This is a genomic window from Streptomyces sp. NPDC048560 (genome assembly GCF_040650955.1).
GTDB lineage: Bacteria > Actinomycetota > Actinomycetes > Streptomycetales > Streptomycetaceae > Streptomyces.
This window is the reverse complement of sequence record NZ_JBEZIJ010000002.1, coordinates 242,195-254,099: the sequence shown is the minus strand read 5'-3', so window position 1 is coordinate 254,099 and position 11,905 is coordinate 242,195. Positions and strand designations below refer to the sequence as shown.

The following is an 11,905-nucleotide window of genomic DNA, read 5'->3' as shown; positions in this document are numbered from 1 at the left end:
CAACGTGCGTTCCGGACGACCAGCCGTGGCGGGAAAGGGCCACGGCGTAAACCCGCCGCCCACATCATCCCCTGTACCGGTGACCACTCTGCAAATGTGGCGCCACCGCAGCACCAACAGCCTCCGGAACACGGCACCTTGTGCTGCTTCGATCCGGAATGACCTGGGGAGAGCGATGCGCCCGATATCGCGCACGGCGCTGGGAGTGGCTACCGCCGCCGTCCTGGCCGTCACCGCGACCGCACCGTCCGTGGCGTCGCCACAGGACGACGCGAGCACCGACAGACCGCTGACCGGCAGCGCGGCCGCTGTCGCGGAGGCCGCCGCACCGGTCACCGTCACCCTCGTCACGGGGGACCGGGTCCTGGTGAGCACCGACCGCACGGGCACCGCGTCCGCCACCGCGCTGCCCCGCGAGGACGGCACCGTCCCCCTCGTGCAGACCCGGCAGGCCGGCAAGGACCTGTACGTCTACCCCGAAGCCGCCGTCGGAGCGCTCGCCGACGGCACCGTCGACGAGGAACTCTTCAACGTCACCGGCCTCATCCGCCAGGGCTACGACGACGCCCACTCCAAGACCGTCCCGCTGATCGCCACCTACACCGGGCAGGCCGCGCGCAGCACTCCCGTCACCCCGCGCGGCGCCGAGCGCGGGCTCGACCTCGCCGCCATCGACGGCGTCGCGCTCAAGGCCGACAAGAAGCGGAGCTCCGCCTTCTGGGCGGACGTCACCGGCTCCCGGTCGCGTTCGGCGACCGGGCTCAAGAAGCTCTGGCTCGACCGCCAGGTCGAGGCCAGTCTCGACAGGTCGGCCAAGCAGGTCCGCGCCGACCTGGCCTGGGCCGCCGGCTACGACGGCAAGGGCACCAAGGTCGCCGTCCTGGACACCGGCGCGGACGCCGGGCACCCGGACCTCGAAGGCCGGATCGCCGGCTCCGAGAACTTCACGGACTCCAGCACGACGGACGACCGGCAGGGCCACGGCACCCACACCGCCTCCACCGTCGGCGGCAGCGGCGCGGCGAGCGACGGCAGGAACAAGGGCATCGCACCCGGCGCCGAACTCCTCGTCGGCAAGGTCCTCAACGACAGCGGTTCGGGGGCCGCCTCCTGGATCATCGCCGGGATGCAGTGGGCCGTCGACAACAAGGCCGACGTCGTCTCCATGAGCCTCGGCAGCTCGACACCCACCGACTGCACCGACCCGATGAGCGTCGCCGCCGAGGAACTGGGACGCGGCACCGACACGCTGTTCGTGGTCGCGGCCGGGAACGCAGGACCCACACTGAACACGGTCTCCTCGCCGGGCTGCGCCCCCAGCGTGCTCACCGTGGGCGCCGTCGACCGCGACGACTCCACCGCACAGTTCTCCAGCCGGGGCCCCGCCATCGGCGCGCACACCCTCAAGCCCGAGATCGCCGCGCCCGGCGTCGCCATCTCGGCCGCCGCGGCGGGCGGCCGGGGCGTCTACGCCTACCAGGCGATGTCGGGTACGTCGATGGCCACCCCGCAGGTCGCGGGAGCGGCGGCCATCGTGAAGCAGCGCCACCCCGACTGGACGGCCCAGCAGGTCAAGGCCGCCCTCGTCTCCTCGGCGAAGAGCGACATTCCAGGCGACGTACGGGAGACCGGCGGCGGCAGGCTCGACGTCAAGGCCGCCATCGACACGAAGGTCACCGGCGCCCCGGCCGTCCAGGCGGGCACCTTCAACTGGCCGCAGGACAGCAGCGACCGCACGACCGTCGAGGTCCCGTACACCAACGACGGCACCACGCCTGTCGAGCTCTCACTGCGCGTCGCGGACGTCACCGGCAACGACGGCACGGCCGTACGCCCGACCGTCGCCCGCCTCGGCGCACGCACCGTCACCGTCCCGGCCGGAGCCACCGTCAAGGTCCCCCTGGCGATCGACCCGACCGCGCACCTCGCACGCGGCCAGTACGGGGACGTCACCGGACGCGTCCTCGCCACGGCCACGGGCGGGGTCGACGTCTCCACCCCGTTCTCGCTGTACGTCGGCGCCGAGACCGTCACCCTGCGCGTCAAGCTGATCGACCGCACCGGCGAGCCCGCGGCCGGCTCGTCCTCGCTCGACGTCATCGGGACCGACACCGCCAGCGGTGAGCGCCGCTTCAACGACGGCGCCGCCGATCAGGTCTACCAGGTGCGCCCCGGCGCGTACTTCGTCTCCGGCTTCGTCACCTCGCCCGACCCCGAGGACGCCACCGGCAGGATGGTCGAGTCCGTCGGCTACCTGGCCAGGCCGCAGCTGGACCTCACCAAGGACACCAGCCTGGTGCTGGACGCCCGCAAGGCCCACCGGGTCCAGGTGCGGACGGCGGGGCGCGACTCCGAGGACCGCGCCACGACACTGACCTTCGGCCGCAGCTGGGACGACGTCTGGCTGCACTCGGGATCCATCAGCGGCAGCCGCGCCGTCAAGAACTACCTGGTCGACATCGTGGGCAGGGCGAGCGACGGCGACTTCGAATTCGCCAGCTACTGGCGCAGGTACGCCCCGCTGATCGAGGAGCTCTCGGTCGTCGGCGGCGCCGGGCTGCACCCGTGGGCGGCGAGCACCGGCTCCGTCAACCTCGACGGCGTCGGAGAGGCCCCGCTCGTCGACGCGGGCACCGGCACCCCCGAGGAGCTGGCGGCCGCCGGTGTCGCAGGCAAGATCGCCCTGGTGAAGGTCGCCGACGACGGACACATGACCGTCCAGGCGCGGAACGCCAAGGCCGCGGGCGCCAAGGCGCTCATCGTGCACCGTCCGTCCGCGGGGCCGTGGCTGCCGTCCGTCGGCTACGGCCAGGCGCCGCTGCCCTCCCTCGCAATCGAGGCGAGCGAGGCCGCCGGCCTGGCCACGGCTCTCGCCGACGGTGCCGTCACGCTGCGCTGGAAGGGCACCGCCGTCAGCCCGTTCGTCTACAACCTGGGCTTCCCCGAGACCGGCCCGGTCACCTCCGACCGCACGTACACGGTCCGCGACAGCAAGCTCGGCAGGTCCACCGCCACGTACGAGGCCATGGGCGTGGCGGCCGACTACGTCGACTCGATGGTCGTGGGCCGGCCCTACGGCGCACGCTTCTCCGTCGGGCTGTTCGACACCGTCGCCGCCCCGGGCAGGCGCACCGAGTTCTACTCGCCGGGCGACACCGGCTGGGAGCGGTTCCTCTCCTCCAGCTTCCCCTGGGGCGAGACGATGTTCGACCGGCCCCGCACGTACAAGGCCGGCCAGCAGCGCGGCGAGAGCTGGTACCGGGGCATCCTCGGCCCGTCGACCCCGCTCAGCACCCAGGGCGAGGAGCAGCTCGCCGCCGAGCGCCAGGACAACCTGATCGGAGTCGCACCCGGCTTCTGGGCGGACAGCGAACACGGCGGTATGCAGGGCTCCTTCGGAGACCTGGGCAACATGACGCTCACCAGCGGCGGTGAGGTGCTCGGTCAGTCCGGCTGGCCGTCCGGGGTGTTCACCGTCCCGGCCGCCGACGCCGCCTACGAACTCACCATGGTGACCTTCAAGTCCGGTCAGCCGGCCGCCGTCTGGAAGCGTTCCACCCGTACCGAGACCACCTGGAAGTTCCGCTCGGAGCGCGACGAGAACGTGTACTCGCAGGGCATCCCGCTGCTCTTCCCGCACTACGGGCTGGAGACGGACGGGCTCAAGACCCTGCCGGCGCTGGACGGTCAGAGGATCGACCTGAGCGTCACCGGCCACGCGGGCTACACACCCGGCGAGGTGACGGCGGCCGAGGTGTCCTTCTCCTACGACGACGGTACGACGTGGACACGGGCCACCACCGCTCGCAAGGACGGCCGGTGGAGCGCGAGCGTCGACCACGCGGGTGCCTCGGGTAGGAACGTCACTCTCAAGACTGAACTGACGGACGCCAACGGCAACTCCGTCATCCAGACCGTGGCCGACGCGTACGCCGTGCGCTGACCACGTTCCGACCGGTCCGCCGGGCGTCCTTCCCGTGGGGGGTGGGGCCGCCCGGCGGACCTCTTTTTGTGGATGACCCGTTTTCGTGCGCCGCTCGCGGTGGACAATAAGGGCATGAGTCAGCAGGGGGATTGGCCCGCCGCCCATGAGGACGACTGGTGGCGCAGGCTGTACGACGAGAGCGCGCCGGACATCGGGCCGAGCAGCGCGGCCGACAGTCTGGACGACCGCTTCGACTCCGCGTCGGACGCGGTGGGTCCAGCGGCCGGCCACATGGACACCGGCCCCGGGCCGGGGCCCGACCGGGACACGGACGGGGTCCCGGGCCCCGGCCCGGAGCCGGCATCGGCGTCCGTGTCGGAGCCGGTGTCGGGGCGGGACCCGGAGCCGCCCGCGGCACCACCCGTCATCCCGTCACCCACCACGGCGCCACCCGTCATGGCGGTCCGGGCGCCCTGGGAACCGCCCTCGGGAGCCTCACCGCCGCGCAGCTTCGCCGCGCCTCCGCCGCCCTCGACCCCGCCACCGCCACCGCCGGTCGAGGCGAGCTCCGAAGGGGCCGACGCGGACCACAGCGCCACCCGTACCTCCACCGGCACGGTGCCCGGCTCCGGCACGGTGCCCGGTCCCGTCGCCGTCCCCGGCGCCCGCCCTCCCCTCGACTACCTCGGCGACCGGCCGCCGACCTATGACGCCGAACCCTCCGCCCTGCCGGCCTCCAGCTCCCTGGATCTGCAGGGGCTCGTCCCCGACACCGTGCTCGACGGCGCCCGGTACGGGACGTACACCCTGCGGGCCGCCTCCGTACGCGGCGACTCCGCCCGGTTCCGGGGCGAACCCCGCCGTGACGCCCTCCTCACCGCCCGCTTCGGCGCCGCGGAGAACGCCCTCGTCCTCGTCGCCATCGCCGGCGGCGCCCGGGCGGCCGAGGGGGCGCAGCGCGCGGCTGCCGACGCCGTCCAGTGGATCGGTGGCGCCGTCGGCCGGAGCCACGCCAGGCTCTCCGAAGACATAAGGGCGGGCCGCCGCGGCGATCTCAAATCCGGTCTGCACCGCCTCACCGACCGTACCTACGGCAAGCTGCGCGCCAGGGCGGCCGAGCTCGGGCTTGAGCCCGACGAGTACACCGCCGGCCTGCGCTGCCTCCTGCTCCCGGCCGATCCCCGGTGCCGCACCAGGGTCTTCTTCGGTGTCGGCGCGGGTGGCCTCTTCCGGCTGCGGGACGGTGTGTGGCAGGACCTCGAACCCCGTGTTCCGGACGCCGGGGCACTCACCGGGGAGGGCGTCGTCGGCTTCGGCTCCGCGCCGTCCGGCGGAGCACAGGGCGAGGAGGGGCCCGAGGGGGACCGGCTGACCATGGACCTCCAGATCACGACAGCCCCGGCCCCGTACATCGAGAGCCCCGTCCCGCCGCCTTCCGAGCCCTTCCGGTTCCGTGCCTCGGTGGCCGGCCCGGGCGACACCCTGCTGTTGTGCGGCAACGGCCTCGCCGACCCGATGCGTGGCGAACCCGCCCTCGCCAAGGAGCTCGCCGAGCGCTGGTCACCCGCCGGGCCGCCGGGACTGGCCGGTTATCTGGCGGACATCCAGCTCCGGATCAAGGGGTACGCCGACGACCGCACGTGCGCCGCCGTCTGGGAGGCGTGATCGTACGGGCCGTGGGTTGATGGACTCCACAGGAGCACGGAGCACAGCGGAGAGGGTGCGCACCCATGGCCAAGCAGAACGTCTCGGAGCAGTTCGTCGACATCCTCGTGCGGGCAGGGGTGAAGCGGCTGTACGGCGTCGTCGGCGACAGCCTCAACCCCGTCGTCGACGCCATCCGGCGTAACGCGGCCATCGACTGGATCCAGGTCAGGCACGAGGAGACCGCCGCGTTCGCCGCCGGGGCGGAGGCCCAGATCACCGGCAGTCTGGCGGCCTGCGCGGGCTCGTGCGGGCCCGGCAACCTGCACCTCATCAACGGTCTCTACGACGCCCACCGTTCCATGGCCCCGGTGCTCGCCCTCGCCTCGCACATCCCGTCCAGCGAGATCGGGCTCGGCTACTTCCAGGAGACCCATCCGGAGCTGCTCTTCCAGGAGTGCAGCCACTACAACGAGATGATCTCCAACCCGCAGCAGATGCCGAGGCTGCTCCAGTCGGCCATCCAGCACGCGGTCGGCAGGGGCGGCGTCAGCGTCGTGTCGATGCCGGGCGACATCGCCTCCAAGCCGGCCCCGGAGAAGTCGATCGAGCACGCGCTCGTCACCACCCGGCCGACGGCCCGGCCGGGGGACTGGGAGATCGAGAAGCTCTGCCGGATGGTGGACGAGGCGAAGCGCGTCACCCTGTTCTGCGGCAGCGGCACGGCGGGCGCGCACGCCGAGGTCATGGAGTTCGCGGAGCGGGTGAAGTCCCCGGTCGGGCACGCGCTGCGGGGCAAGGAGTGGATCCAGTACGACAACCCGTACGACGTCGGCATGAGCGGGCTGCTGGGCTACGGGGCCGCCTACGAGGCCACCCACGAGTGCGACCTCCTCATCCTGCTGGGCACCGACTTCCCGTACAACGCCTTCCTTCCGGACGATGTGAAGATCGTCCAGGTGGACGTCCGGCCCGAGCATCTGGGCCGCCGGTCCAAGCTCGATCTGGCGGTCTGGGGCGATGTGCGTGAGACGCTGCGCTGTCTGACCCCGCGCGTGAAGGTCAAGACGGACCGCAAGTTCCTCGACCGGATGCTGAAGAAGCACGCCGACGCGCTGGAGGGTGTGGTCAAGGCGTACACCCGCAAGGTCGAGAAGCACGTACCGATCCACCCGGAGTACGTCGCGTCGGTGCTCGACGAACTCGCGGACGACGACGCCGTGTTCACCGTCGACACGGGTATGTGCAACGTGTGGGCCGCGCGCTATCTGACCCCGAACGGCAAGCGCAGGGTGATCGGTTCGTTCAGTCACGGTTCGATGGCCAACGCGCTGCCGCAGGCCATCGGGGCACAGTTCGTGGACCGGGGCCGCCAGGTCGTCTCGATGTCGGGCGACGGCGGGTTCACCATGCTCATGGGTGACTTCCTCACCCTGGTCCAGTACGACCTGCCGGTGAAGGTCGTCCTCTTCAACAACTCGTCGCTCGGGATGGTCGAGCTGGAGATGCTGGTGGCCGGGCTCCCCTCGTTCGGCACGACGAACAAGAACCCGGACTTCGCCGCCGTCGCGCGGGCCGCCGGGGCCTACGGGGTCCGCGTGGAGAAGCCCAAGCAGCTGGAGGGCGCGCTGAAGGACGCCTTCAAGCACAAGGGGCCCGCCCTCGTCGACGTGGTCACCGACCCGAACGCGCTGTCCATTCCACCGAGGATCAGCGCCGAGATGGTGTCCGGCTTCGCCCTGTCGGCCAGCAAGATCGTGCTCGACGGGGGAGTGGGCCGGATGCTCCAGATGGCCCGTTCCAACCTCCGTAACGTGCCGCGCCCCTGAGGCGCGGTGGGGTGGGCGCACCAGCGTCCGCCCCACCACCCTGCCCCGAAGTCGCCCGCCGATGAGCACTGTTCACTTCTTGACGGCTCGAAAAGCGTGACTGTCCGCGCACGGGGCATGCATCCCCCGTGAAGGTGTTCGAGAGGGTATGCGGCAAAGGAGGTCGATTCACTGTGCGGGCGGGGGAAACGATGAGGCATCGGGAGGGCCGTTCGGTCCAGCTCCGACGCAGACTGGGGCACGCCGACCTGTCAGGGGTGGGTGACGTACGGCGGGCGCTGCGGGAGTTCCTGCGATGTCGTTCCGAGCCCGAGGCGGCCGAGGTGGCGGAGCTGCTGCTGAGCGAGGTCGTGACGAACGCGCTGATCCATACGCGCCACGGCGCGGTGGTCACGGTGACGGCGGGACCCGAGAAGGTGCGCGTGGAGGTGCGCGACTTCATGTCGGGAGCTCCCAGGCCGTACGTACCGAACGCCGACGACGGTACGCACGGCAGGGGCCTGGTCCTGGTGCGGAGCCTGGCGGACGCCTGGGGGGTCACGGCGCAGGCGCTGGGCAAGGTGGTCTGGTTCGAGCTGAACGCGGCGAGCGCCTGAACCGCGCAGTGGGAGGCCCTGACACAGCCTCCCACCGGGGTGTACTCAGCCGAACTGCTGTTCCAGGGCCTTGAGTTTCTGTTCCAGCGAGTCGAGCCGGGGCAGGGCCTGGGTGTCGTCCTCGGCGGTGAGGTCGACGGTCCTGGAGTCACCGTCCGCGGTCTGCGCCGGGAGGCTCGGAGAACCCGACTGGTTCTTCGCCCTCTTGGAGCTCGCGCGGTTCACGGCTTGCAGGGATGGCCGGGGCCGCAGGGGCAGCTGTCCCGGCTCAGCTATGGCGGGCTCCGCGACACCCTGCGCGGCACCCTGGGGCGGTGCGAGGGCGGGGACGTCCTGCTGCCCGCCACGACCACCCCGCACCCAGGCGCGGTTCTGCCGGTTCAGGGCCTTGATGTGCGCCCGGTCCAGCTTCTCCTGGCCCTTTCTGCGGAGCCGGTCCTGCTCCCTCTCCCGCCGGTCCTCGCGGACCTCGTCGACCGCCTCGTCCAGCGTGCGTACGCCTTCAAGGAGCATCAGCGACCAGGCACCGAAGGTCTCGCGGGGTGCCCGCAGCCACCGCACGATCCGGATCTGGGGCAACGGGCGTGGCACCAGGCCCTGTTCGCGCAGTGCGGCCCTGCGGGTCTGCTTCAGCGCCCGGTCGAACAGCACGGCTGCCGAGAGCGACATCCCCGCGAAGAAGTGCGGGGCGCCCGCGTGATCCATGCCGCGCGGCGCGTGCACCCAGTTGAACCAGGCGGCGGCGCCGGCGAACGTCCACACCAGCAGCCGGGAGCCGAGCGCCGCGTCACCGTGGCTCGCCTCCCGTACGGCCAGCACGGAACAGAACATCGCGGCCCCGTCGAGGCCGAACGGGACGAGGTACTCCCAGCCCCCGGAGAGGCTGAGGTTTTGCCGGCCGAAGCCGACGAGCCCGTGGAAGGAGAGTGCGGCGGCCACCGCGGCACAGCAGAACAGCAGGACGTACGAGGCGGTGGCGTAGAGCGCCTCCTTGCGCCGGCGGCGGTCCTCGCTGCGTTCCCAGTTGTCGTCGGCCGATGCCTTGCCGGCGGCGCGCTTGCCGCGTGCGACCACCGTCACCGCCGCCATGACCCCCACGAGCAGTACGGCGCCCGGAAGCAGCCAGTCAAGCGATATGTCGGTCAGTCTCATGCGCGGTCCCTTGCGTCGCGTAGGGCGTTTCGGGCGCCATCGTGACGGAAACGCCGCCCGGCTCAGGCGGTTTCGGGGCAAGAGAACGCCAATGGGGTGGCGAGGCATACGGATGAGCGGAATGTTCTCGAACGGCCGTGCGTGAAAGGGGGTTTACGTTCGAGGGTGAGTCACCGGGAAGGGGGGTGTGGATCAGGGGGCGGGCGTCAGCTTCCGGACCCGGTCGGCGTCGCACGTACGGGGGCAGGTGACGCAGGTGTCCTCGGGGCGCAGCGTGTAGAAGAGGCAGCAGCTCGCCCGGTCGCGCGTCGGCAGCGATTCGCCCTCGGGGCCGGTCAGTTCACGGAACCCGGCGGTGCCCACGTACGGCTTGGTGGTGCCCGGCAGCAGCAGCTCCAGCTCCGCCATCGCCCGGCGCTCCTCGCCCAGCAGGTGAGCGACGTACCAGAGCCCTTCGACGACCTCGTCCGTCGCCATGCCCCACAGGGCCCGCTTGCCGCGCCGCATCCGCGGTCCGAACCCGTCGAGCACCGGTCCCAGGTGCTGAGCCACGGACTCCAGCACCTCGGCACGCAGTGCGGCCTCGTCGGGCACGACCCGGGCGCCGGGGAGCGACGCCGCGGGATCGTCCGGCAGGCAGGCGAACTCCCTTACCCGGACGGTGAGATGTCCCAGCGCGCGCTGGAAGGCGACGTCCTCGACGGGAACGCGCGGCACCCTGCGGTGCAGGAACCACGGCACGGTCACCAGGAGGCAGGCCGGCCACGCGTAGCGGTGCAGCCCGAAGCTGGCGACCACGTCCGGGCGGGCCTGCTGTCCGTAGTCACGCAGCACCTGGGCGTTGTCCCAGGCCAGGAAGGCGTCGAGGGCCGCGCCGCCACCGGCGAGCTCGGCGGCGCCCACCCAGCCGGTGCCCGAGGGGGCCTCGGCGTCGTCCGCGAGCACCTCGGCGCGCAGCCCGGGGAAGACCTCGGCCAGGCGTGCGTAGGCGGCGGTCACGGAGGACGCCGCGGTGTCGGTGAACAGCGTGGAGACGGTCATGCGGGGACCACCGAATCGGGATCGTTTAGAGGTTAGCCTTACCTTACCCGACCTGATCCATGTTTGAACTGGAGCCTCCTCCGCCTATCGTGCACACGGGGCATGGCGCACGCGAGCCGGGCCCACGGCAGGCCGAGGAGGTCCAGTGGAGCAGGGCAGAGCGCGTGAGGACGCATGGCTGTCGTACGCGGCTCCGGCGGTCCCGGCCCCGGGACGGGTGCCGGAACAGGCGCGCGGCGAGCACACCCACAGTGAGCCGCCCGCCCCCCGTACGGTCCAGCGGCACTCGGTGCGCGGCCAGATCCTCGACGCCCTGCGGGCCGCCCTCGTCGACGGGGAGCTGGCCCCCGGCCAGGTCTACTCCGCCCCGGCACTGGGTGCCCGGTTCGGCGTCTCGGCGACGCCGGTGCGCGAGGCGATGCAGCAGCTGGCCATCGAGGGCGCCGTCGAGGTCGTACCGAACAGGGGCTTCCGCGTCAGCGAACGCGGGCCGCGCGAACTGGCCGAGCTGGCCGAGGTGCGGGCCCTGATCGAGGTCCCCGTCATGCTGCGGCTCGCCCGTTCGGTGCCCGCGGGCCACTGGACCGCGCTGCGCCCACTGGCCGACGCCACGGTCGCGGCAGCCGCCGTCGGCGACCGCGCGAGCTACGCGGAGTGCGACCGGGCCTTCCACCGTGCCGTGCTGGCGCTCGCCGGCAACGACCAGCTGGTGCAGGTCGCGGACGACCTGCACCGACGGTCCCAGTGGCCGCTGGTCAGCAACCCCGCCACCCGACGCGCCGACCTGCTCGCGGACGCCGTGGAGCACACGGCGCTGCTCGACGCCCTGATCGCCCAGAACCTCGGCGTCGTGCAGTCGCTCGTACGGGAACACTTCACGGGTTCGGAGAGCTGACCGGCGCGGTCATCTGACCCGCCAGGCTCCCGCCGCGTCGTCGAGCGGACGGCCCGGATGCGGCACCGCGGGCTCCAGCTGGGGGGCCAGCCAGGTGGGCACGCCGCCCAGCAGCCGGAAGAGCCGGCCCGCCTCGGCGCGCAGCCGGGCGGCCTCGGGCTCGGTTTCGGCGTCGGCGAGGGACATCAGCGCGGGAGCCGTACCGACGAGGTAACCCAGCTCCTCCCTGATCCGCAGCGACTCCGTGAACCCGTGCCGCGCCTCTGCCAGCTCGCCCTCGCGCAGGGCGAGCGAGGCCAGGTGGCGCCAGGTGAAGGAGAGCAGCAGCTCGTCCTCCTGGGCCGTGGCACCCGCGTGGGCCCTGCGGTACGCGGCGCGGGCGGACTGCGGTGAATCGGCGATGTTCTGAGCGATCAGGCCCCGCCGGAAGTCCAGCAGCGGACGTCCGGCCGCCGCGGGGGAGAGCAGGGCGGCGGCCCGGCTCAGCGCCACGCTGGCCTCGTCGGCCCGGTCCCGTACCCCGAGAAGCGTCGACGCGTAGGCCAGGTGCCCGCGCTCGCAGGCCGCGGCCCCGCGCTCGGCGTCGTCGTGGGCCAGGGCCTCGGCGTTGCGGAGCGCGTCCTCGGCGTCCGTCCAGCCCTCGGCTGTGTAGAGGCACCGCTCGGTCAGCAGAGCGGTGCGCTGGAGCGCGGCAGCCGGGTCGGTGGCCGCGTGCGGTTCGAGCAGAGCGGCCGCGTCCGTCCAGCAGGCGCGTGATCGCAGCCGCCATACCGCTGTCTGGAGCGGCGGATCGTCATCTGCTGTCGTTCCGGAACCAGACATG

General features: G+C 72.1%; 8 protein-coding genes. 5 read left to right on the top strand and 3 right to left on the bottom strand.

Annotated elements, in window-relative coordinates:
* Positions 1 to 175 precede the first annotated feature (175 nt).
* From AB0C82_RS07910 to AB0C82_RS07895, 4 genes are all read left to right on the top strand, one after another.
* Positions 176 to 3,943 carry a S8 family serine peptidase gene (locus AB0C82_RS07910; protein WP_362837510.1) on the top strand — a complete coding sequence of 1,256 codons (3,768 nt, stop codon included), beginning with the start codon at positions 176 to 178 and terminating at the stop codon, positions 3,941 to 3,943.
* A 114-nt stretch (positions 3,944 to 4,057) separates the two neighbouring features.
* A complete protein-coding gene (locus AB0C82_RS07905; RefSeq protein ID WP_362837508.1) occupies positions 4,058 to 5,590 on the top strand; it encodes a protein phosphatase 2C domain-containing protein in 1,533 nt (510 codons plus the stop codon).
* Positions 5,591 to 5,655: 65 nt separating this feature from the next.
* Positions 5,656 to 7,398, top strand: a complete 1,743-nt coding sequence (locus AB0C82_RS07900) for a pyruvate dehydrogenase (RefSeq protein WP_362837506.1) — start codon at positions 5,656 to 5,658, stop codon at positions 7,396 to 7,398.
* A gap of 191 nt (positions 7,399 to 7,589) precedes the next feature.
* Positions 7,590 to 7,994 (top strand): ATP-binding protein, encoded by a 405-nt coding sequence (locus AB0C82_RS07895; protein WP_362837505.1) that lies wholly within the window; start codon positions 7,590 to 7,592, stop codon positions 7,992 to 7,994.
* Between the two features lie 45 nt (positions 7,995 to 8,039).
* On the opposite strand, the gene AB0C82_RS07890 is transcribed toward AB0C82_RS07895, so the two are convergent.
* Both AB0C82_RS07890 and AB0C82_RS07885 read right to left on the bottom strand, forming a co-directional pair.
* Positions 8,040 to 9,146, bottom strand: a complete 1,107-nt coding sequence (locus AB0C82_RS07890; protein WP_362837504.1) for a DUF2637 domain-containing protein — start codon at positions 9,144 to 9,146, stop codon at positions 8,040 to 8,042.
* Between the two features lie 192 nt (positions 9,147 to 9,338).
* Positions 9,339 to 10,187 (bottom strand): (2Fe-2S)-binding protein, encoded by an 849-nt coding sequence (locus AB0C82_RS07885; protein ID WP_362837503.1) that lies wholly within the window; start codon positions 10,185 to 10,187, stop codon positions 9,339 to 9,341.
* A gap of 145 nt (positions 10,188 to 10,332) precedes the next feature.
* Between AB0C82_RS07885 and AB0C82_RS07880 the strand changes: the two genes are divergently transcribed.
* Positions 10,333 to 11,082, top strand: coding sequence for a GntR family transcriptional regulator (locus tag AB0C82_RS07880; RefSeq protein WP_362837501.1), 750 nt, complete (start codon positions 10,333 to 10,335; stop codon positions 11,080 to 11,082).
* Between the two features lie 9 nt (positions 11,083 to 11,091).
* On the opposite strand, the gene AB0C82_RS07875 is transcribed toward AB0C82_RS07880, so the two are convergent.
* Positions 11,092 to 11,904 (bottom strand): hypothetical protein, encoded by an 813-nt coding sequence (locus AB0C82_RS07875; protein WP_362837499.1) that lies wholly within the window; start codon positions 11,902 to 11,904, stop codon positions 11,092 to 11,094.
* Position 11,905: the final 1 nt, after the last annotated feature.

Coding starts and splice junctions, on each gene's coding strand:
- AB0C82_RS07910 (WP_362837510.1), top strand. CDS start 176: ATGCGCCCGATATCGCGCACGGCGCTGGGAGTGGCTACCGCCGCCGTC.
- AB0C82_RS07905 (WP_362837508.1), top strand. CDS start 4,058: ATGAGTCAGCAGGGGGATTGGCCCGCCGCCCATGAGGACGACTGGTGG.
- AB0C82_RS07900 (WP_362837506.1), top strand. CDS start 5,656: ATGGCCAAGCAGAACGTCTCGGAGCAGTTCGTCGACATCCTCGTGCGG.
- AB0C82_RS07895 (WP_362837505.1), top strand. CDS start 7,590: ATGAGGCATCGGGAGGGCCGTTCGGTCCAGCTCCGACGCAGACTGGGG.
- AB0C82_RS07890 (WP_362837504.1), bottom strand. CDS start 9,146: ATGAGACTGACCGACATATCGCTTGACTGGCTGCTTCCGGGCGCCGTA.
- AB0C82_RS07885 (WP_362837503.1), bottom strand. CDS start 10,187: ATGACCGTCTCCACGCTGTTCACCGACACCGCGGCGTCCTCCGTGACC.
- AB0C82_RS07875 (WP_362837499.1), bottom strand. CDS start 11,904: ATGTCTGGTTCCGGAACGACAGCAGATGACGATCCGCCGCTCCAGACA.